The following is a 20,488-nucleotide window of genomic DNA, read 5'->3' as shown; positions in this document are numbered from 1 at the left end:
CTCAAAATTCAGCGAAAGCAAAAGAAGTTAGGTCAGGGTCGGGGTGCCCGTAAAAGCCCTCACTTTATCTCTCGGGAAATAATTAGCCTTTGTTTTTGTAATTACTCCTATCGAAAAACCACTAATGACATTTATTTTTCACCTTATCATTTTCATATGTTTCACAAACTATGCAAATTGAGGAAAATGGATTTATCTAAGTTACTGTTTCACGTGAAACACATCGCTTCATTTAACCTTTAAAGCAAAATATCATTATGAAAAAAGCCACTTCCTCCAGCAAAACTGAAAGGAAGTGGCTTTCTACTCATTACTCCACCATATTCTCTAATTCATTATATAAATCTGCTCGTAACAACTCTTTCTTCGTTTTTTCCTCATATAATTTTTCAAGTTTTTCAACATCAGCTACATATTCCATTTCACTTTCTAATGCATATATATCTTCTTCTATATGCATTAACTCGTTTTCAATCTCCGCAAAACTTCTAGAATCTTTCTTTTTTATAGAGATTGCTTCAACACTTTTTCTTCCATGGTGCTTATGCTTTATTACTTCCTCCTCAAGCTTTTCTTCCCACTTTTGACGAGCCCATGCATAGTTTCCTGCAAACTCAAATAATTTGCATCTATCAATCCAGTACGTCTTTTCAAATAACTTATTTAAAAAATATCGATCGTGTGAAACAGCTAAAATCGTCCCGTTATATTGCTCAAGGGCTTCCTCTAAAACTTCCCTTGATTCAATATCAAGATGGTTTGTCGGCTCATCTAAAATTAGAAAATTGATGTCTTGATACATAAGTTGCGCAAGTCTTAATCTCATTTTTTCTCCACCACTAAGTTGCGTTACTTTCTTAAATACTGCTGGACCATAAAACAAAAACTTAGCTAATATATGTCTTGCTTCTCCTTCTGTTACAGCCACATTCTCTCTGAATGCTTCCAATACATTACTCTTCATATTTTCATATGCATGTTGTGATAAATAACCAATTTTGACACTACTACCAATTCGAATTTCACCAACGTCTGGATTTATTTCTTCTAATAGTAGTTTTAATAATGTAGTCTTCCCTGTACCATTACGACCAACGATAGCAGCACGCTCTTGAAAACGAACATGTAAATTCGCTTGTTCAAATAAAGATCGGCCAGCAAAACCTTTACTCACTTCTTTCATTACAACAACATCTTTTCCGCTTCTCTCTTGCCCTTCAAACTGAAGACCCATCTGTTTTCTTTCTAAAATTGGCCTCTTTAATTTCTCTATACGCTCTAACGCACGTTCCATATTCCTCGCTCTTTTATGCAATCCTTCATTCGGAGGATTCGCTTGATTTGCCCATTCACGTAGGCGCTTAATTGCTTCTTTCATTTTCTTTATTTTCTTTTGCTGCTCTTGATAAGCTTGAAACTCTTGAAGTAACCTTTCTTCCTTCTCCTCAACGAACTGAGAATAATTCGTATGGTACACGTGAATCTCTCCATCTTCCAAATCCAAAATTTTCGTTACAACTTCATCAAGGAAATAGCGATCGTGTGAAATAACCATAACTGTTCCATTATATTCTTTTAAAAATTTCTCTAACCATTCAACTGCAAACAAATCTAAATGATTTGTTGGTTCATCTAATAGAAGTAAATCTGGTTTCTGCAATAGCATATATGCAAGGCTTATTTTCGTCTGTTCTCCTCCACTTAATTCCGTAAATACTCTTGGAAATAAGTTTGTGACTTGTAAGCCATTTGCTACCTTCATTATATTTGCCTCTATTTCATAACCACCGAGAAATGCAAATTTTTCTTGAATTACTCCGTACCTCTCCATTAGCTTTTGCAAAGCAGATTGTTCCTGCTCCTCCGCCATATTTTTTTCTAGAGCATGCATTTCTTTTTCTAATTCCTTTTCTACTTTAAAAGCGGAACTCAATACATCATATACAGTCATGGCCTCATCAAACTTCGGAATTTGTGCGACATGACCAATACGTGTACCTTTCTTCATATGAATGGCTCCTGCATCCAAACTCTCCATTCCCGTTAGAAGCCCAAAGATTGTTGTCTTCCCACTACCGTTACGACCAACTAACCCAACACGTTCACCATTCTTTATTTCAAGCGATATATTTTCAAATATGATGTTTCCACCAAAAGATTTCGTTACATTATTTACACTACAAATAGTCATTTTCCGTACTCCTTTCAATATAAAAAACCATGAGAAAGAAACATTCCCCATGGTTTTCGGCATAGAAAAAGGAAGCCAAATAGCTCCCTTTTCACACGTTTATTAAAAATGGGTGAAGAGATTTCTATCGTTCAATAGTCACTATGCAATTGTTAAAAAAGGGCATACGTATCCCGTTAACAACTACATCATGAAAAATCGCACGACAAAAATAGATAAAATCTAAAAATTTGGCACGCGCAGCTAAAGAACGTTTCATCTCATTCACCCCTTTCGTACGGAATTTAATACTTACTTCTTTATTATACTTTCCAATTTCATGTTTGAATAGTCATTTTTCTGAAAATAATGAAGATAGACTAAACATTTCAATAAGTGACATCAAATCTTACAAAACTGTTATGTTCACGCAATGGAAAGCGATAGTACGAAAAGATGCCTCCCTATACAATAAAGATGTAAAACAAGAGTGACAAACACAAGGAGGAAACAAACATGATGAAAGAAATCGTAAAAGCAATCTTTGAGGTATTAGTGAACGGACAAGCAGTTGTAAAAGAACTAAATGAACTATAAAAAGGAGTGAAGAAATATGATGAACATGGTGAAAATGATTTTACACGCTTTAGTCGATGCAAAAGCAGTTATCCAAGAATTAAACCAACAATAAAAAGGGGTATATGAATATGAAGAAAGCCATTATTATAATTGCAAGCACAGCAATCACTTTATACACAATAAAAAATAGAAAAAAGAAAAATAATGAAAATGTTCTATATTATCCATACACACTATTAGAGAAAAAATAAAAGACAAGGTACCCTATCGTAATGAGGATATCTTGTCTTTTATTTTTTCCATATTGTCTTTAGAGGATTTCCTTCTCCTTTTCCCGAATGTATTAAGCGGGATTTTTACACATATTTTAAAGGGGCATATATACAAATGGATACACAACAACTATATTTTTTAAACGATATCGGTAAACAAAAACCAGAAAGTATTCGGAATAGAAGCGCTGCATGTCCATTTTGCGATAAAGAACATTTAACGGATATTTTAGCAACTGATAGTTCTATTATTTGGTTAAAAAATAAATTTCCTACATTACAAGATACATTTCAAACGGTGCTGATTGAAACGGATAATTGCGAAGATCATATCGCAACATATACAGAAGAACATATGCGAAAATTAATGCAATTTTCTATTCAACATTGGTTACACTTACAGAAGAGCGAAGAATTTGCATCTGTAATTTTATACAAAAATCACGGTCCATTTTCAGGTGGAAGTTTGCATCATGCACACATGCAAATTATCGGAATGAAATATGTAGATTATCTTGAAAATATTGAAGAAGAAAATTTTCAAGGGGTAATTGTTCAAAAAAATGAACGCATTGAGCTTAATATTTCAGAGCGTCCCATTATTGGCTTCACTGAATTCAATATAATCATTGATAATATTTCATATATAGATGAAATGGCAAATTACATTCAGCAAACTGTACGTTACATACTGATAGATTTCCATAAAGGATGCAGTAGTTATAACTTATTCTTCTATTACTTAAATGGAAAAATCATTTGTAAAGTTGTACCTAGATTTGTCGTTTCACCATTGTATGTAGGATATAAAATACCGCAAGTTTCTACAAAACTAGAAGAGGTGAAAATACAACTCACGCAGTATTTCACGAAAGAAAAGGATGAAATTATTCATAAAAAAACAGAGTAGGTATAGAAAACCTACTCTTTTACCCCGCATTAACGAGCAGTAAAACTTCCACCTCAAAATCCGGAAAACGCTAGAATTTAGGCGGAAGATTAACTGCTCGTAAAAGCCCGATTGGTGAAGACTAATAATCAGCGGGGGATGAACAGACTCCCCCACTGATTAAAGTTTCACTTTATTACACCTTTATTTCGATAGTACACATCTTCTAGTCCGATGTTATACTTCATGTTATTATCCGTCCACTCTGGCCCTAAATTCCCTGGCCATCCAGATGTATTCGCTATATATTTCAGTAATGCAAAATCAGTCAAACCTTTTTGCACCCCACGCTTATATCCTTTCATTAAATGCGGCATTGCAATTTGCGCATTTGTACGTGGATCTTTCAGCTCATCATCAGTTAAATGTTCTGGTGCAAGCCCGCCGCCGCGGTGTAGTTGAAACAATCCGAATGAAGTTCCATTATCTCCAACACTTCTTGGATTTAATCGACTTTCATGCTCGGCAATTGCAAGAGGTATCCATTCCGGAAGATTTACTTTCTTCGCTTCCTCTATAATGATTTGTTTCATCTGTTTTGCTTCTTCTGAATCAACATAGCTTGTTCCATTCACTAGCTTATCCATTCCTTCAGACTTTCCTTGGAAATATAAATATACTCCAAGAACAACTAAAAATCCTACAAAGAATTTCTTCACTACCTCTACCTCTTTCTCCGCTGAAATTTGTCCCCTTTCAGCCTTCCCTTTACAATTACCTACATTCTATTACTCTTTTATCATAGCAAATAACTATACGTATTATCATCATGCTTTAGACCGATTTTGTGAAAAAACAGCTGGTAAATACGTGCAAAAATGTAACTTTCATAGACTATAACGCATTTATTGTATATAATTGTAAACTGAACTCTATATATAGAATAGGAGCGTACAAAATGAAAAAATGCCTAACACTCTTGTTCAGCATTTTACTACTCATCCCTACCTACACCTCTGCACAAACATCATCAAAACCAAAAGTACTTGTTTTGTATAGTACACAAGACGATAAAGTTTCAAATAATGTCCAAATCCTTAATACTCAATTAGGACATTTTACAAATGATATAACCGTAAAAAACTTAAAAGAAGCAACTTCAATTAATAACGTATCCTCCTATACACATATTGTTTATATCGGTGAAACAAAAGAAGCGTTTTCTGATGAAACGAAACAATTTCTAGAAAACTTCTCCGGCCCTGTATTAGTATTAGGACAAAATGTTGAACAATTATCTAAGCGTTTTTCTTTCATTACATTGAAGAGTGACGATATACGAGTTAATAAAATTGAATATCCAGAAAAGAAGCTTAAAAATACCTTAGAAGAGGAACGATTAATTCAATCATTTGATACGAATGGAACTGTGCTTGCTAACGCTTTAAGCTCAAATAACACTAACCCACTAATCGTTCAGCATGAAATATCTTATTATGTTGCAACACCTAACCTCTTTGACTGGATGTCTCATTACGTCGGTGAAATGTTATTTTCTTATTTCAGCCAAAAACCAACGAAAAATAAAGTTGAAGCTTATTTACGTCTTGAGGATGTTCACCCAGCAGCAGATATAAATCAATTGAAAGAAATTGCTGAATTACTAAAAGAGAAAAAGATGCCTTACATGATTACTGTTATTCCGGTATATAAAGATCCAGATACAGGAAAGATAATACATTTAAAAGATAAACCAGAACTAGTTGATCTTTTACGCTCTATGCAAGATGATGGTGCAGCAATTATTATGCATGGTTATACTCACCAATTTTATGACAGTGAAACAGGTGAGGGCTTTGAATTCTGGGATGTCAAAACAGATCAACCAATTCGCCAACCGAAGCATGAAAAACCGAAGACAAAAGATGACTTTCCAAATATAGAGGCATATAACCAATATGTAAAAAAAGGGGAAGAATTCGAGGGAAAATATACGAAAGATCATATTGAAAAAGGAATTCAAGAACTTGTAGATGCTAAACTATATCCTGTTGCCTTTGAAGCACCTCATTACACGATGTCTCAAAAAGGATATGAAATATTATCAAGGTACTTTTCAACTTATGTAGGACAACTACAGTTAAATGATACAACTTGGAAATCCATGCACTCACCATATTATACAAGTACTCCGTCATTTTTACATGGAATGAAACTATTGCCTGAAACAGTCGGATTTATTGAAGAAGATACGCCACAAACTATTGCTAAAATGAAAGAACGTGCTCTATCTGTTTCTAAATTATCCGATGGAATTATTGGTGCATTCTATCATCCTTACTTAGGTGTGAAACCATTAAAAGAAGTATTAAAGGATCTAGAAAGTATTCCAAATATAGAGTGGATTGATTTACAAAAGGAAAAGAATGAAGTAAAAATGAAAGATATTCATATTACGACGAATAAAGACGGCATTCACGTTGAAAAACCAACCAGTGCGAATGACATAATTGATTATATAAAGCAATATGGCTTCTTCCTTATACTGGGGTTCGTTATCATTGTCTTTCTTTTATTATTAAAACGTGCGAAGAAATTAGAATCCTAATACAAAACCACCAAGCATTCTGCTTGGTGGTTTTTTTAACTTAAACCAAAACGTGGCATGTTATTAATAACCCATTGATTATTTTCATAAATAAATTCAACTTCTACTTTTTCCGTTACATTATCATAGTCATTATACGTTTCTACCTGCGCTTTTATTTTCCCATCCTTTAACTCGGCAGAAATAATTTTTGTAAATTTAGTTGCTGCTTTTGACCCTGGATCTCCAATAGCATAGTGCATTTTTCCATTTAACTCTTTAATATATTTACTCTTCATATACTGTGCTATAAATGATTTTGAGAAGTACGTAGATAGCGTAGTCTCTAAATTATCTTTCTTATTATAAATAGGGTTCACTAATTCCCCGTATGAAAAATCCCCTACTCGTTTTGGGTTTCCTGTTAGTGCAGCCATTTGAACATTAGTCAGTTCCTTCTGTGCATTCCATACTTTCTGTAACATAACGTTATCTGCTAGCTTCTTATCTTTTACTTCATTTGATTTCTTTGTATCCAAATTCATGATAGTTCCATTATCCGTATAGAGATACATATCTCCTGCTACAAAATATAAATAGGATTTAGTTGGTTCAACCGCTTTATTATAAATTACCTTTTCATTTCCACCATTTATTTTCTTCTTATATACTCCATCCTTTTTTAAATAATAAAAAGTATCCCCTTTCACATTCATCTGCAAGGCATCCTTTACCAATAACTTTTCATTATTTTGTTGAACGTCTATTTCATATATGCCATGCTCAGCTTCATTTGTTTCAAAAGGTAACGAAAAGTCGACAACAGCATATAATTTTTCATTATTATACGTAGCACTAGATATTGTTGCATAATTTTCTTTTGACCAAGTTTTATTATCTTTTGTCATTTGTGTTCCACGATTTTTATTCCAATGTAGAATACTATCATCTATCGTTCGAGACCAACCAGAATTTTTAAATGCCGCTTCTTCTTCCTGTCCCGTCTTCAAATTGATTTTTGCGATCCCTACAATATCAAAACCACCATGCTCAGAATATTTTTTCGGATAAAATAAAGTTTGATCTTTTATATAAACATAATTTATATCCGCTTTTAACTTATCTAACTTTTTATTTGATATATCATACTTCATTAAAGAAGATAATCCCGCATTCTTCTCTTCATCCGTATGAATAAAATATAAAGCTTTGTTTTTTATATTTATGTAAGAAGCATTTACACCTTCCACTACACGTTCCGAAGTCTGAAATTGATCTTTCGTACGATAAATGCCTCCTGTATTTTTATCACCATTTACCGCATAGTAAACCCATCCATTACTCTCTGCCATCTTCCCTTTATTAGAACTGTTTCCAACCGAATTCCCGTTTTTCTCAGTTTCTTTCATCTGTTTTTCAACTACTGGATCAATTTGTTCTTCTTTACTTTCTTGCGTTGCGTTGGGATTTATAGCTTTCTTTTCTGCTTCACAACCAAACGCTGCAACTGAAAGTGCACCGATCATCATTGTAATAGCTATTTTTTTATGTGCTTTCCCCATTTTCTCCCCTACTTCCTTCATCAAATTAAACATATCATAAATTATAGAAAAAATTAGAAAAAATATCCATAATAAAAAGAATAAGAGTACCTCTCCTATCCTTTCAAATAAAGCGAAACCTTAATCAGTCAGGGTCTTAATCCCCGGCAAATAGCGGGGTAAAATCGAATGGTATTTTCATATATTGTTTCTGCAACCTGATCAACAGATATGTTTTTTATAACACTAATTTCCTTTAATACATCTCGAATCATTCTCGGGTGCGTCATAACATCGTCTTGAAATTCCCACGGTCCATCTGTTTCTACCATCATATATTCAAGCGGATAATACGAAACAATTTTTCTAATCTTCTCCTTATGTAAAACATCCGGTGTAATCGAAATATAATAACCATTCTTCATCATCCGTTTCATTGTTTCATCACTTCCTTTAAACCAATGGAAATGTGCACGTGAAACTTTATATTTCTCTAGCAAATCACATACAGTGTCAGCATCTTCATAAACTGCGTGTAATATAATCGGCAAATTATACTTACTAGCTAGTTCTATAAATTTTTTCAATACAGCTATGTATGGATCTACAGCAATGCTTTCATCTTCTTTCCTCAAATAATAGGGCAAACCTACTTCACCAATCGCAACAATTTCCTCTGCGTTCTGTTCAATAAGTTTATAAATCTGTTCACACTCTTCTTTATGAATCTGTTGCTCTGGATGAAACCCTATCGCTGGATATATAAAGGGATACTTCTTCGCTAAAGATAACGTTTCCTTACAAGATTGATAATTCATAGATACAGCAATAAGCCCCTTTATTTCATTACTATTTTCCACCTCTTTCAGTAATCTGTTCTTCTCTTCATCCTTATATTGATCAACATGTATATGACTATCAATCCATTTCATCTTTATGCCCCCATAAAAAAAACAAGAAAGGACTTCCTTTCTTGTTTTAGCATCTATATTATTTAACAATTAAGTTTGTTATGATATCAAATAATCCAATACACACTACGGCAACAGTAAAGTAGCTACAGAAATCTTTAATTGGTAACTTCACTACTTCTTCTTTACGCATCCCATTTTTCTCCCTTCTTACTAGATCCCTAATTATTTTTCTATCTGTATCTATTATGCAAAAAATATGACAAATTTACTATCGAATTAACTTACGTAAACCTTACAATGTTGTAAGGTTTAAAAAAGGATCCTCATCTTTATTCAGATGAGGATTATTAAAAATTAGTTGGTTTTTCATTCTTCATTACAAACAGAAAGTAATACATTAAGACTTTCTAGTTACACTATATGAAAATTACTATCTTTTAACTATCGAATTACATTACAGAAGACTTACATGTTTGTAAGTTATGTGTAATGTAATTCGATAGTTTCCCTTACTTATATTTCGTACAATAAAGTTAGAAAGTAAGCCAAATAAGAAGAACAATCACATAACCAAATTGCATTGCTAGTAGCTACTCTTCTTATACCTTTCACCCATGCTACTACAATGTACCCCCTTCCCCTTTATATAATAAAAAAGCCTTAGTCTATATGGACTAAGGCTTTTTTGCTAACCCCTAAAATACCCTTACCCAGTATTTTTATTTTCGACAAAAAATAGCTGGGGGTATATTTCACTATCTCATCGTTAAAAGTTTACTCTTCGCATTTATAGGAATATTTGCAACCTCAATCTCTTCAATCGATTCACCGTAACGTCCTTTTGCAAAAACCTTTAATGCTTCATCTCTCTTTAACATATGCTTAACCGTTTTCTTTATTTTCTGCTCTCTACCACGTTCATCGAATGCAATAAATTCATACCACTCATCACCAATATGCTGACCAATTGTATTCACAACCGTATAGTATTCTTTCGTCTTATAAAATGGATTATATTTATCGATAACCGGTCCAAGTTTCGTAGGCAGTAACATTACTACTATCACTATCATCGCTATTATAGTAGTGATCATTTTTTTCTTCATAATAAACATTCCTCCTCTGCAGGATATATATACATCCATTTTAAAAAGGGGGAATAAAATCTACTATTGAATCTCATTACATTACACTTACATTTTTGTAAGAATTAAAAAAGGTGAACGAATTTACTCGTTCACCTTTTAGCTTGCTTTAAAGCCACCGCCAAGTACATCACGTACATCATGTATAACAACGAAAGCATCTTCATCTACCCGGCTAATAACTTGTTTTAACTTAACAAGCTCTTGTTTATTAATAACAACATATAAAACTTCTTTATTTTTACCAGTATATCCGCCGCGCCCTTCTAATACAGTAACACCGCGTGTCATATTTTTCGTAATAGCTTCACGAATTAAATCTGGTTGATTCGAAATAATCGTAACAGCCGTTTTTGTATCCATTCCTTCTACAATGAAATCAATCACCTTCGCTCCGATGAACACAGCTACAAGTGTATACATTGCCTTTTCTTGCCCTATTATAAATACAGAACCAGCAATTACAACAATATCAATAATTAGTACGCCTTTACCTACGCTCCAACCTAAATATTGATTTGCTAACCGAGCTAAGATTGCTGACCCTCCCGATGTACCTCCGGCTTTGAACATACAGCCTAATCCAATACCCACAAATAAACCAGCAAATAAAGCTGCTAATAATGTATCACTATTTACATGATACTCAATATGTTCTGTAACGTATAAAAACAAAGATGTTTCTACAATCCCTAAAATTGTATAAATCATTGTTTTCTTATCAAAAAATTTATAACCAATAGCTAGTAAAATTGCATTTATAGCAAAATTCACAATCCCTGGTGACCAATCAAATAAGTAGTACGTAACAACCGTTAAACCAATAATTCCACCTTCCGATAAACGGTTTGGAATTGCAAAGTAATTAATACCAATTGCGAATAATAATGAACCAATTGTAATTAGTGTTATTTCCTTTATACGTTGATTAACCATAGTTCATACCCTCCCCCCATTTGACATTGTATCACTATCTCCTAGAGGTTTAGAAGTGGTTTTTATTCCGCATTTTCCCTCTTAAAAATTGAAATATTATGTTTAAACAGAGGGTTGATTAATTATTCATATTTGCTCTAACTGCACGGACAAATTGCTCCACATTCCCTTTCTGAATATACTTAGCGCGAATGGTTTCATGATTACAAGTAAACTCAAAGTACGGATGAAAATCTATGCTATCTATATGCACATATGAGTACTCTTTAAATGTTGAAGGATAGTAAGGAAATTTCCCGTAAAACAGGAGGCGTCTAGTAGTGGCAACAAAAATTCCATGTTGATAACATAACATGAAATTATCCTTCTCAAAGATCCCTACCACAAAAACCAAAATCTTTTCATCATCATCTACATACTTTTTCATACTCGATAAAAGTTCATTCATGCATATTCCTCCAAATTCTATTCACTGCTTTAACACTTGAAAAGAATCCATGGATATTACAGACCGGTTTAACTCCTTTATAAAGTATGAAACGCGTTTCCTGTCAAAGATATTTCAAAAAAATAATCCGTTATGCGATTATACACATAACGGATTAAGATTAAACTGTAGAGCGTTCCACAAGTTCGTATGGAATTTCCAGCTTTTCTTGTTTAGAACTCTCGTCATTCACTTTTCTATGCAACATTTCAAAAGCAGTTTTCCCTATCTCCTTTAAATTTTGATCAATAGTTGTCAATTGTAACACTTGCGAGATAGGTTGATTATCAAAGCCAATAATCGCTAAATCCTCAGGAACTTGAATCCCTAATTTTTCAACCTCTGTCATAACCCCAATCGCAACTTCATCACCTGCTACTATTAATGCTCCAGGAAGATCCTGCATCTCTTTTAACTTATGAGCCACTTTTACACCATCTTCTAGTGTAAAACATTCTGTAAAAATCCATTCTTCGTTAACCTCTTCATCTATAGATTGCAATTGCTGTTTATAAACATCAAAACGCTTTTGACTACTCGGCCCTAATTTTCTTCCCGTACAATAGCCAATTTTTTTATAACCTTTCTCAATCAAATAATCCATTCCTAATTGAAAGGCCGCTGAATGATTCGTATATACACTTGAGATGTTTGAAATATCATTATCTTCACAAGCAATTATTGTGCCGTAAGAAGCATACGGTTCTATCGTTTCCCAATCATTTGCACGTGAACAAATAATAAGACCATCCAATTGTTTTGTTTTTAACATATGTAAACTTTTCATTTCTTCTTTTTTATTATAATTCGTTTGGCAAAGTAACACTCTGTAATTATGAGTTAACGCAATCTCCATCATTCCGCTCACCATCGCATCAAAACACGGATGATTAATATACGGTAAAATCACACCAACAATATTCGTCTTTCCTTTTGATAAATGAACAGCATTTGCGTTTTGCGAGTAATTCAATTTCTCAACTATCTCTATAACCGCTTTCCTTTTTTCTTCACTTACATATGGGTGATCATTCAACACTCTCGAAACAGTCGTAACTGAAACTCCCGCCATCTTTGCGATATCTTTAATATTAGCCATGCACTCACCTCTATCTTTAAGTTAATGAATCTCATGAACATATGTCAAATCTTCTTATCATTACACCTTCATTTGTTTCTCTTACAAAAGTGTAATTTTTCTGTAAGCTAATTCGATAGTGAATTTCCGCAACATTTCATACAATTAAGTCAGAGACAAGGTAACAACTATTCGAAAAGGAGCGGATTAATATGATGAACAAAATGAAAACGAACAATTTCTTACATACAATGGGCATGGTATTTTCCGCTCTTATCGACGCAAAAGCTGTTGCTTCTACATTAAACAAGTAAGGAGAATATATTATGAATAACATCACTTTTAACAAATTAGATTTTTTAGGACTAGCTAGTGGCTCGCTTCTTCTTACTGCTTTTATTTACACCGCTACGCTTGTATAACTTTGTGTCCCCTTTCCCCTTTATTATAAATAGTAATAGAAAAGACGACCGTCTATGCCCGGTCGTCTTTTCTTATTTTTGATTTGATTGCAAAGCTTCTTTTAACTCCTCAAACTTCTCATTTAATTGATCTGTCATCATTTTCATAGCGGTTTTTCGATCTATTTGTTCTCCACCCTCAATTTGAATTGGATCTCCAAAAATCAATTGTGCCTTTTTCCCCTTTATTAATTCTTTTACACTTGATGGACCAACATAAGCTGCTGGTACTAACGGAACATTAGAACGCATCGCAATTGTCACAGCACCCGCTTTTAATGAAACATCTTCCGCTGATCTCGTTCCACTTGGAAAAATCCCTACTACCTTTCCTTCTTTTAATAAACGTGATGGAATTTTAAGTGTACTCGGTCCCGGATTCGCGCGATCTACAGGGAATGCATTTACATTTTTAAAGAACCAATTTTTGAATTTCCCTTCAAATAATTCTTTTTTTGCCATGTAATGAATTTGAGTTGGGTACATCCCTGTAGCTAACATTAATACATCCATAAAACTTGTATGTGTACACGCAACAACATACGGACCACCTTCTGGTAGCTTTTCTCTTCCTTGCACTTCTACTTTCCCAGCTGTTTTAAATATATATTTCAACAAAAATGTAATTGGTTTATACATTTATTTCGTTCCTTTCTAAACATCCGAAGTATAATCATATTCTTACAACAATTATAACACTAAGTTTTAGGAGTTGGTAATAAAAATAAGTGTGAATTGTTAAATTTCAATTCTTACAAAAGTGTAATTTTCTTGTAAGCTAATTCGATAGTTACTTCTCACTATATTTCATACAATTAAGTCAGAAACAGGGCAACAACTATTCGAAAAGGAGTCGATTGATATGATGAACAATATGAAAACGAACAATTTCTTACATACAATGGGCATGGTATTATCGGCTCTTTTCGATGCAAAAGCTGTTGCTTCTACATTAAACAAGTAAGGAGAACTCATTATGAATAACATCACTTTTAACAAATTAGACTTTTTAGGATTAGCTAGCGGCTCTCTTCTTCTTACTGCTTTTATTTACGCTGCTACGCTTGTATAACTTTGTGTCCCCTTTCCCCTTTATATAGAAAAAGACGACCGTCTATGCCCGGTCGTCTTTTTAATTTTTTCTTTCTTTCAATTCTTTTAAAAGCTGTATCAGCTCAGCTTGTTGTTTTATCTTTTTACGACCATTTCGATTAATTGCTGCAAGCTCACAGGCAACTCCGACGGCGAAGAAAAACAATAAACTTTCTAACATGTAAAATCCTCCATTTGCCTATTAAACAGCTTGACGTAATTGTTCTTCTTGTAAAACTCTCTTATTTATATTTTCTTCTTTTCTCTGACAAACGTTATTGCGAATAAGCGCCGCAATAACAAGTACAGTCCCTATAATATCAAACATTGTGATTTGATACCCTTGCATCATCATAATAGCTAAAGTCGTAATTGGTACAAAATTAATAAATAAAATCCCATTAATGGATGATAAAATTTTCACACCATAGTTCCAAGCAAGTAGCGCTACAATACCTGGCAATGTCATCATAAATAACAAATCATATTTCACAATAGAAATCGTTCCCATACTCGGAACTGAAATATATCCAAGCGACGTAATAATTACCGTTATAATCGCTGTAACAGTCGCACCGAATACACACGTCAACGTAGAATAACGTAATGTTGACCAATCACTACAAGTTTGACCACCCATCGTATAAATAACCCAGCCTACAACACCAATAAATATAAATGCTAATGGGAACATATTATCTTTCAATGTTACAAAGAAACTCATTTCACCTTTTGTAATAACAAACACAGCTCCTACAAAAGCAATAACCATACTCGTTATCATATACTTCTTCGGTTTTCTATGCTTATATCCCCATAAAATACAAATAGAAATCATCGGCATAAGTGCTTCCATAATGGAAGCTACCATTACACCCGACTTACCCATCAACATTTGCCCTAAAAATATGAGGACATTATATACTGTAAATGCCATCGTTCCAAAAAAGACGAGTAATTTTCCTCTTCCCTCTAAACGAAATGCCTGTTTTCCTTCTTTCATTAACAACAATACAATCAGCATTATCGCCACTGCTCCATAGCGAATAAGCGAAAAATAAAATGGATCTATGTATTCTAGCGCATGATCAGCAACTGGAAACATCGCTCCCCATGACATACTCGCAATTAAACACGCTAAAGCCCCTATTATCATTTGACCTCTTCTCACCGCAATCCCCCGTTTCTTTCTATTTGCACAAAGAGAATTGTAAAAGAAAAAATATATCACGTAAAATGATTCAAAATGATGTTAACTATCATTTATAATGATAGTTAACATCAAGGGGGATTACAAAATGGAATTACGAGACTTACAAATCTTTAAAAGCGTTGCCGATCAGGGTAGTGTAAGTAGCGCAGCAAAGGAATTAAATTATGTACAATCAAATGTAACTGCACGTATTAAACAACTAGAAAACGAATTAAAAACCCCACTCTTTTACCGCCATAAACGAGGAATGACTTTAACAGCTGAAGGAAGAAAAATGCTCGTTTATGTTAGTAAAATTTTGCAAGATGTCGACGAACTAAAACAAGTATTTTTAGATAGCGAAACACCCTCCGGTATATTAAAAATCGGTACAGTCGAAACAGTAAGTACACTGCCTACCATTTTATCTTCTTACTATAAAAGCTATCCGAATGTCGATTTATCATTACAAGCGGGTCTAACAGAAGAATTAATTAGAGAAGTACTAGATCATCAATTGGATGGCGCCTTTATATCAGGTCCTATTAAACATCCACTAATCGAACAATACGATGTTAGTACAGAGAAATTAATGCTTATAACACAAAATAAAGCCTTTCATATAGAAGAATTTACAACAACTCCTCTACTCGTTTTTAACCAAGGATGTGGATACCGCTCCAAACTAGAACGTTGGCTTAAAGATGAAGGTTTGCTACCAAAAAGAATTATGGAATTCAATATATTAGAGACAATATTAAACAGCGTTGCACTCGGCCTCGGAATTACACTCGTACCACAGTCTGCTGTCCATCATCTTTCTAAAGCAGGTAAGGTACATTGTCATGCAATCCCTGAAAAATACGGCAGTATTTCAACGGTTTTCATACGCCGTAAAGATAGCTATATGACGAATTCAATGCGTAGTTTTTTAAAAACAATTGAAGAACATCATCATATCAATATGCTATGAAAGACATTCTTACACGAATGTCTTTTTTTCTTACAAAAGTGTAAGTCTTTCGTAAGCTAATTCGATAGTTGCAAGTAGACATATTTCCTATAATTAAGACATAAGCAGGGCAACAACAATTCGAAAAGGAGCGGATACGCATGATGAACAATATGAAATCAAATAAACTTTTAAATACAATGGGCATGGTGCTATCCGCACTTGTCGATGCAAAAGCTGTTGCAACTACATTAAACAAATAAGGAGAGATTATAATGAACAACATTACTTTCAACAAATCAGACTTTATCGGACTTGCAAGTGGAGCTACTCTTCTTACGGCTTTCATTTATACACTTGCTCAAGGTCTTGTTTAACACTTTGTTTCCCCAACCCCCTTTATATATAGAAAAAGCTGCTCGTCTTATAGACAAGCAGCTTTTTAGTTTGTTTCATATACAATTTGACCTGTTTTCGTAATATCATATCCGCCAATCGCATTTAATTCATTATGAAATTCTTCCGATTGCAGAATGTCTTTCACAACTTCAATCAACTCTTCATTTTCTTTATTCTTCAAAATTACTAAATCATACTGTTCTTTCATGATTGGAATAAAGTCCACATTTACAATTTGCGAAAACTTTTCTGAACCTACTCCTACATCAGCGTTTCCATTTGCAACTTGCGTGGCAACACCAAGATGATTCGATTCTTCCCATTCATATCCACTAATATCAGCTTTATTTAATTTTTGGATTCGTAATTGTTCATCGACTAACACTCTAATACCAGAACCCTTTTCTCGATTCACAAACTTTATAGTGGACCCGGATATGTCAGCCCATGCCTTTATTCTCTTCGGATTTCCTTTTCGGACATAAAATCCTACATTTCTGGACAATAAATTAATCATAATGCATGGCTGTCCTACTAAAATGCGTTTTACGTAAGGAACATTATATGTACCAGTTTCACCATCAAACAAATGCAAACTAACGATACTTCCTTCTCCTTGATACATTTTCACTAAACTCGTTAAGCTACCTTGATACGCCCTTAAAACATTAGAACTTGGCAAACGATTTTCTATACGTTTAGCTAACATATCTAACGTTAGTTCTTGACCACTAATAATACACGTGTTCAAGATACTACTACCATCGTTTTTTACAGGAGTAACTTGTACCTTTCCTGTTTTCATTTGTTTTATATATTGATCTAAATCTGCTGCATCAATGCGCATCTGTCTACCAACTCTATAAGAAGGAAGTTCTCCTTTTTTAATTAAGTCGTATACAGTTAATTTTGATACTTTTAATCGCTTTGCTACTTCTTCCGTTGTGTAGGAATGATGATCCATAGACGATTCCTCACTTTCTCCTTTCATTGTAACAAAGAAAAGAATATTTCTCCTATTTTTTAAAAATAGATATATGTTCAAATTACATTCAATTATAACTAGTTATATTTAGATATAATTAGTTATAATTAGATGTATCAAAACGAAAGGGGATTTTTTTATGAATAAATTTACATTACGTTCCATCGGGGCACTTATACTTTCTTTCCTTCTTATATTTAGTGCTGCTTGTACAAGTGGGGAAAAGCATACAAAGTCAGCTGCTAAAGAGGATAAAACAGTTGAACTGACTATCTCAGCTGCTGCAAGCTTACAAGATGCATTAAAAGAAATCGAAAAACAATATAAAGAAAAAGAGCCAAATATCAAACTTTCTTTTAACTTCGGTGCTTCTGGAGCACTTCAACAACAAATTGAACAAGGTGCACCTGCTGATTTATTCTTCTCTGCAGCAGAAGATAAATTCCAAACCCTTGTAAAAAAAGGATTCATTAGTGAAAAAGAAGGGAAAAATCTTCTTGGAAATGAACTAGTTCTAGTCATCCCTAAAGATAGTTCACTTACAAAATTTCAAGATTTAAAAGATGAGAAAATCAAAAAAATTGCACTTGGTACACCTGAATCTGTACCTGCTGGCAAATATGCAAAGGCTTCTCTAACACACGAAAACCTTTGGAATGATGTTCAAAATAAAGTCGTATTTACAAAAGATGTTCGCCAAGTGTTAACATATGTAGAAACAGGGAATGTCGATGCTGGCATCGTATACAAAACAGATGCTCTCATTTCGGATAAAGTAAAGATTGGTGAGACAGCAGCAGCTACTTCTCATGAGCCAATCCACTATCCTTTAGGTGTTATAAAGGAATCTAAACATAAGAAAGAGGCGACTTCATTTTATGAGTATTTGCAGTCAAAAGATGCACAATCTATCTTTAAGAAATATGGATTTACAGTTCTGTCGTAATTACTATGAGCATTGATGCTATTTTATCGCCTGTCTTTCTATCTTTAAGAGTAGCTGCGTGCGCCACTATTCTCGTTACAATTTTAGGGACAATTGTCGGGCGAGCACTAGCTCGCTCCTCATGGCGATATAAAGTACTATTAGAAACCATATTTTTATTACCAATGGTACTTCCACCAACTGTTATCGGCTTCTTTCTCATTATCATCTTTGGAAACAACAGCCCGATCGGAAAGTGGGTTGAATCATTATTTCAGCAGTCTATTATGTTCACATCTACTGCTGCGATTATCGCTTCTACAGTTGTTGCATTTCCGCTTATGTACCAATCAGCGAAAACGGGATTTTCTATCGCAAATGTACAAATTGAAGAAAGTGCTCGTGACCTTGGCGCAAGTGAATATCAAGTTTTTCTGCACGTTACACTTCCACTCGCATTTCCTGCCTTATTAAGCGGGATGATTTTGAGCTTTGTCCGCGCGCTCGGTGAGTTTGGTGCTACACTCATGTTTGCCGGGAACATTCCTGGCAAAACACAGACAATCCCAACTGCAATTTACATGGCTATTGATGCAAGTAATATGCAACTCGCCTGGACACTTGTAGTTATTACTATCGGTATGTCACTCGTATTTCTACTATGTATTCAACTTATTAATAAAAGAATCACTAACTCTTAAAGCAGCTTTTGTCGAAGCTGCTTCTTTATTTCTTAGGAAATAAAATATACCAATGGGAAATAACTGAATTTTACCTCTTATTTAAATATACATTTTATTTGAATTCACTTTCTAAAATAGGCAATTTCCTGTTATTATATGGAGGTGTTTCAAAAAATGAAGAAATGAAAACGCATTTATATTGTGAATTCTTCATCCTGTTTTAGCGATCGGTAATCTTCTACTCTATTAGTGGGGCATTACCGATCGTTAGAACGATATGTAACTATATTGGTATAGCAAACCGAAGGGAGTCTTGTAATGGACATTTTATTAGCGCTTCTTCCTGCAATTGCATGGGGAAACATCTTATTAGTAAGCGTAAAAATGGGCGGTGGTGCATATAGCCAAACGGTAGGTATGACAATCGGTGCTCTATTCTTCGCAACAATTATGTATGTATTTACTCAACCAGCTTTAACAATGACAATCTTAATTGTTGGTTTTATTTCAGGTTTATTCTGGGCTTTAGGACAAGTAAACCAATTAAAAACAGTTGAAAAACTAGGCGTTTCAACTACTGTAACGATTTCTACTGGTATGCAACTTGTTGCAACTTCTATCTTTGGGGTTATCGCTTTCCGTGAGTGGACTACTACTACAACGATCATTCTGGGAACGATTGCAATCCTATTAATTGTAGTTGGTGTTGTATTCACATCATTAGATGATAAAGAAAATGCTCAGCCACCTGGACAATTGAAAAAAGGACTTCTTACTTTAATTGTTTCTACTTTCGGCTATCTTGTATATGTAATTATTATTCGTTGGTATAATATTGATGGTTGGTCTGCTATTTTACCACAAGCAGTTGGTATGTTTGTTGGTGCGGTTGTACTGACGTCTAAACATAAACCGTTTAACAAATATGCAATCCGTAATGCTTTGTCTGGTTTACTATGGGGAACTGGAAACTTATTCTTACTTCTTTCATTACCACGTGTTGGAGTAGCAACAAGCTTCCCATTATCTCAAACTGGAATCGTTATCTCAACATTCGGTGCGATTGTATTCTTAGGTGAAAAGAAAACAAAACGTCAATTGATCTTTATTGCACTAGGTAGTGTTTTAATTATCGGCGGCGCTGTATTACTTGGTATGACAAAAGCATAATCTTATATTCTATTAGTAAACCCCTGAAGCA

23 protein-coding genes are annotated in these 20,488 nt (G+C 34.0%); 10 read left to right on the top strand and 13 right to left on the bottom strand.

What is annotated here, in order from left to right:
- Nucleotides 1-310 precede the first annotated feature (310 nt).
- Both abc-f and N2V80_RS01220 read right to left on the bottom strand, forming a co-directional pair.
- Complete coding sequence (gene abc-f / locus N2V80_RS01225) at nt 311-2,191, bottom strand: ribosomal protection-like ABC-F family protein (RefSeq protein WP_000150883.1); 1,881 nt, start codon at nt 2,189-2,191, stop codon at nt 311-313.
- Nucleotides 2,192-2,315: 124 nt separating this feature from the next.
- Nucleotides 2,316-2,450 (bottom strand): RAxF-45 family protein, encoded by a 135-nt coding sequence (locus N2V80_RS01220; RefSeq protein WP_000830643.1) that lies wholly within the window; start codon nt 2,448-2,450, stop codon nt 2,316-2,318.
- A 421-nt stretch (nt 2,451-2,871) separates the two neighbouring features.
- Between N2V80_RS01220 and N2V80_RS01215 the strand changes: the two genes are divergently transcribed.
- Both N2V80_RS01215 and N2V80_RS01210 read left to right on the top strand, forming a co-directional pair.
- Nucleotides 2,872-3,000, top strand: a complete 129-nt coding sequence (locus N2V80_RS01215; RefSeq protein WP_001998915.1) for a hypothetical protein — start codon at nt 2,872-2,874, stop codon at nt 2,998-3,000.
- A 136-nt stretch (nt 3,001-3,136) separates the two neighbouring features.
- Entirely contained in the window at nt 3,137-3,931 is a 795-nt protein-coding gene (locus tag N2V80_RS01210; protein WP_048567476.1) for a DUF4931 domain-containing protein, read from the top strand.
- A gap of 167 nt (nt 3,932-4,098) precedes the next feature.
- On the opposite strand, the gene N2V80_RS01205 is transcribed toward N2V80_RS01210, so the two are convergent.
- The gene (locus N2V80_RS01205; protein WP_000713248.1) at nt 4,099-4,629 is read right to left on the bottom strand and encodes a transglycosylase SLT domain-containing protein; all 531 of its coding nucleotides are present in this window, start codon (nt 4,627-4,629) and stop codon (nt 4,099-4,101) included.
- Nucleotides 4,630-4,868: 239 nt separating this feature from the next.
- Between N2V80_RS01205 and N2V80_RS01200 the strand changes: the two genes are divergently transcribed.
- A complete protein-coding gene (locus tag N2V80_RS01200) occupies nt 4,869-6,518 on the top strand; it encodes a DUF2334 domain-containing protein (protein ID WP_000710609.1) in 1,650 nt (549 codons plus the stop codon).
- 35 nt (nt 6,519-6,553) lie between these two features.
- Here the strand turns inward: N2V80_RS01200 and N2V80_RS01195 are convergent, their stop codons facing one another.
- From N2V80_RS01195 to N2V80_RS01170, 6 genes are all read right to left on the bottom strand, one after another.
- Entirely contained in the window at nt 6,554-8,059 is a 1,506-nt protein-coding gene (locus N2V80_RS01195) for a DL-endopeptidase inhibitor IseA family protein (protein ID WP_061654873.1), read from the bottom strand.
- 128 nt (nt 8,060-8,187) lie between these two features.
- Nucleotides 8,188-8,970, bottom strand: coding sequence for a TatD family hydrolase (locus N2V80_RS01190; protein ID WP_000871064.1), 783 nt, complete (start codon nt 8,968-8,970; stop codon nt 8,188-8,190).
- A gap of 737 nt (nt 8,971-9,707) precedes the next feature.
- A complete protein-coding gene (locus tag N2V80_RS01185; protein ID WP_061654874.1) occupies nt 9,708-10,058 on the bottom strand; it encodes a YxeA family protein in 351 nt (116 codons plus the stop codon).
- A gap of 138 nt (nt 10,059-10,196) precedes the next feature.
- Nucleotides 10,197-11,033: a YitT family protein gene (locus N2V80_RS01180; protein ID WP_000248040.1), complete on the bottom strand. Its 837-nt coding sequence runs from the start codon at nt 11,031-11,033 to the stop codon at nt 10,197-10,199.
- Nucleotides 11,034-11,151: 118 nt separating this feature from the next.
- A complete protein-coding gene (locus tag N2V80_RS01175) occupies nt 11,152-11,481 on the bottom strand; it encodes a PH domain-containing protein (protein ID WP_001004251.1) in 330 nt (109 codons plus the stop codon).
- A gap of 160 nt (nt 11,482-11,641) precedes the next feature.
- Nucleotides 11,642-12,619 (bottom strand): LacI family DNA-binding transcriptional regulator, encoded by a 978-nt coding sequence (locus tag N2V80_RS01170; RefSeq protein WP_001273899.1) that lies wholly within the window; start codon nt 12,617-12,619, stop codon nt 11,642-11,644.
- Between the two features lie 305 nt (nt 12,620-12,924).
- Here N2V80_RS01170 and N2V80_RS01165 point away from each other — a divergent pair, with 305 nt between their 5' ends.
- On the top strand, nt 12,925-13,020 hold the full coding sequence (locus N2V80_RS01165) for a DUF3948 family protein (RefSeq protein WP_001060008.1): 96 nt from the start codon (nt 12,925-12,927) through the stop codon (nt 13,018-13,020).
- A 72-nt stretch (nt 13,021-13,092) separates the two neighbouring features.
- Here N2V80_RS01165 and N2V80_RS01160 read toward each other — a convergent pair whose 3' ends face one another.
- Nucleotides 13,093-13,698 carry a lysophospholipid acyltransferase family protein gene (locus N2V80_RS01160; RefSeq protein WP_000277779.1) on the bottom strand — a complete coding sequence of 202 codons (606 nt, stop codon included), beginning with the start codon at nt 13,696-13,698 and terminating at the stop codon, nt 13,093-13,095.
- Nucleotides 13,699-14,035: 337 nt separating this feature from the next.
- On the opposite strand from N2V80_RS01160, the gene N2V80_RS01155 reads away from it, so the two are divergent.
- Entirely contained in the window at nt 14,036-14,131 is a 96-nt protein-coding gene (locus N2V80_RS01155; RefSeq protein ID WP_001060007.1) for a DUF3948 family protein, read from the top strand.
- 60 nt (nt 14,132-14,191) lie between these two features.
- On the opposite strand, the gene N2V80_RS01150 is transcribed toward N2V80_RS01155, so the two are convergent.
- Together N2V80_RS01150 and N2V80_RS01145 are read right to left on the bottom strand one after the other, a co-directional pair.
- Nucleotides 14,192-14,332 carry a YrzO family protein gene (locus N2V80_RS01150; protein ID WP_000894065.1) on the bottom strand — a complete coding sequence of 47 codons (141 nt, stop codon included), beginning with the start codon at nt 14,330-14,332 and terminating at the stop codon, nt 14,192-14,194.
- A 21-nt stretch (nt 14,333-14,353) separates the two neighbouring features.
- On the bottom strand, nt 14,354-15,322 hold the full coding sequence (locus N2V80_RS01145; RefSeq protein ID WP_061654875.1) for a DMT family transporter: 969 nt from the start codon (nt 15,320-15,322) through the stop codon (nt 14,354-14,356).
- Nucleotides 15,323-15,449: 127 nt separating this feature from the next.
- Here N2V80_RS01145 and N2V80_RS01140 point away from each other — a divergent pair, with 127 nt between their 5' ends.
- Nucleotides 15,450-16,316 (top strand): LysR family transcriptional regulator, encoded by an 867-nt coding sequence (locus N2V80_RS01140; protein WP_000423032.1) that lies wholly within the window; start codon nt 15,450-15,452, stop codon nt 16,314-16,316.
- 254 nt (nt 16,317-16,570) lie between these two features.
- Complete coding sequence (locus tag N2V80_RS01135; protein ID WP_001060018.1) at nt 16,571-16,672, top strand: DUF3948 family protein; 102 nt, start codon at nt 16,571-16,573, stop codon at nt 16,670-16,672.
- A 65-nt stretch (nt 16,673-16,737) separates the two neighbouring features.
- Here the strand turns inward: N2V80_RS01135 and N2V80_RS01130 are convergent, their stop codons facing one another.
- A complete protein-coding gene (locus N2V80_RS01130) occupies nt 16,738-17,658 on the bottom strand; it encodes a substrate-binding domain-containing protein (RefSeq protein WP_058839667.1) in 921 nt (306 codons plus the stop codon).
- Between the two features lie 160 nt (nt 17,659-17,818).
- Between N2V80_RS01130 and modA the strand changes: the two genes are divergently transcribed.
- From modA to N2V80_RS01115, 3 genes are all read left to right on the top strand, one after another.
- On the top strand, nt 17,819-18,625 hold the full coding sequence (modA, locus tag N2V80_RS01125) for a molybdate ABC transporter substrate-binding protein (RefSeq protein WP_001032229.1): 807 nt from the start codon (nt 17,819-17,821) through the stop codon (nt 18,623-18,625).
- Between the two features lie 5 nt (nt 18,626-18,630).
- Entirely contained in the window at nt 18,631-19,305 is a 675-nt protein-coding gene (modB, locus tag N2V80_RS01120; protein ID WP_000020526.1) for a molybdate ABC transporter permease subunit, read from the top strand.
- 300 nt (nt 19,306-19,605) lie between these two features.
- Nucleotides 19,606-20,457, top strand: coding sequence for a GRP family sugar transporter (locus N2V80_RS01115; RefSeq protein ID WP_000353544.1), 852 nt, complete (start codon nt 19,606-19,608; stop codon nt 20,455-20,457).
- The last annotated feature ends 31 nt before the right edge of the window (nt 20,458-20,488 follow it).

It is taken from the genome of Bacillus sp. FSL W8-0640 (assembly GCF_038007725.1).
Classification (GTDB): domain Bacteria; phylum Bacillota; class Bacilli; order Bacillales; family Bacillaceae_G; genus Bacillus_A; species Bacillus_A cereus.
Note: the sequence above shows the minus strand (reverse complement) of the source record. Positions and strands in the feature narration are given on the sequence as shown.

Bases quoted from the DNA above. Each gene is read 5' to 3' on its own strand.
- abc-f (WP_000150883.1), bottom strand. From the start codon at position 2,191: ATGACTATTTGTAGTGTAAATAATGTAACGAAATCTTTTGGTGGAAAC.
- N2V80_RS01220 (WP_000830643.1), bottom strand. From the start codon at position 2,450: ATGAAACGTTCTTTAGCTGCGCGTGCCAAATTTTTAGATTTTATCTAT.
- N2V80_RS01215 (WP_001998915.1), top strand. From the start codon at position 2,872: ATGAATATGAAGAAAGCCATTATTATAATTGCAAGCACAGCAATCACT.
- N2V80_RS01210 (WP_048567476.1), top strand. From the start codon at position 3,137: ATGGATACACAACAACTATATTTTTTAAACGATATCGGTAAACAAAAA.
- N2V80_RS01200 (WP_000710609.1), top strand. From the start codon at position 4,869: ATGAAAAAATGCCTAACACTCTTGTTCAGCATTTTACTACTCATCCCT.
- N2V80_RS01195 (WP_061654873.1), bottom strand. From the start codon at position 8,059: ATGGGGAAAGCACATAAAAAAATAGCTATTACAATGATGATCGGTGCA.
- N2V80_RS01190 (WP_000871064.1), bottom strand. From the start codon at position 8,970: ATGAAATGGATTGATAGTCATATACATGTTGATCAATATAAGGATGAA.
- N2V80_RS01185 (WP_061654874.1), bottom strand. From the start codon at position 10,058: ATGAAGAAAAAAATGATCACTACTATAATAGCGATGATAGTGATAGTA.
- N2V80_RS01180 (WP_000248040.1), bottom strand. From the start codon at position 11,033: ATGGTTAATCAACGTATAAAGGAAATAACACTAATTACAATTGGTTCA.
- N2V80_RS01175 (WP_001004251.1), bottom strand. From the start codon at position 11,481: ATGAATGAACTTTTATCGAGTATGAAAAAGTATGTAGATGATGATGAA.
- N2V80_RS01170 (WP_001273899.1), bottom strand. From the start codon at position 12,619: ATGGCTAATATTAAAGATATCGCAAAGATGGCGGGAGTTTCAGTTACG.
- N2V80_RS01165 (WP_001060008.1), top strand. From the start codon at position 12,925: ATGAATAACATCACTTTTAACAAATTAGATTTTTTAGGACTAGCTAGT.
- N2V80_RS01160 (WP_000277779.1), bottom strand. From the start codon at position 13,698: ATGTATAAACCAATTACATTTTTGTTGAAATATATATTTAAAACAGCT.
- N2V80_RS01155 (WP_001060007.1), top strand. From the start codon at position 14,036: ATGAATAACATCACTTTTAACAAATTAGACTTTTTAGGATTAGCTAGC.
- N2V80_RS01150 (WP_000894065.1), bottom strand. From the start codon at position 14,332: ATGTTAGAAAGTTTATTGTTTTTCTTCGCCGTCGGAGTTGCCTGTGAG.
- N2V80_RS01140 (WP_000423032.1), top strand. From the start codon at position 15,450: ATGGAATTACGAGACTTACAAATCTTTAAAAGCGTTGCCGATCAGGGT.
- N2V80_RS01135 (WP_001060018.1), top strand. From the start codon at position 16,571: ATGAACAACATTACTTTCAACAAATCAGACTTTATCGGACTTGCAAGT.
- N2V80_RS01130 (WP_058839667.1), bottom strand. From the start codon at position 17,658: ATGGATCATCATTCCTACACAACGGAAGAAGTAGCAAAGCGATTAAAA.
- modA (WP_001032229.1), top strand. From the start codon at position 17,819: ATGAATAAATTTACATTACGTTCCATCGGGGCACTTATACTTTCTTTC.
- modB (WP_000020526.1), top strand. From the start codon at position 18,631: ATGAGCATTGATGCTATTTTATCGCCTGTCTTTCTATCTTTAAGAGTA.
- N2V80_RS01115 (WP_000353544.1), top strand. From the start codon at position 19,606: ATGGACATTTTATTAGCGCTTCTTCCTGCAATTGCATGGGGAAACATC.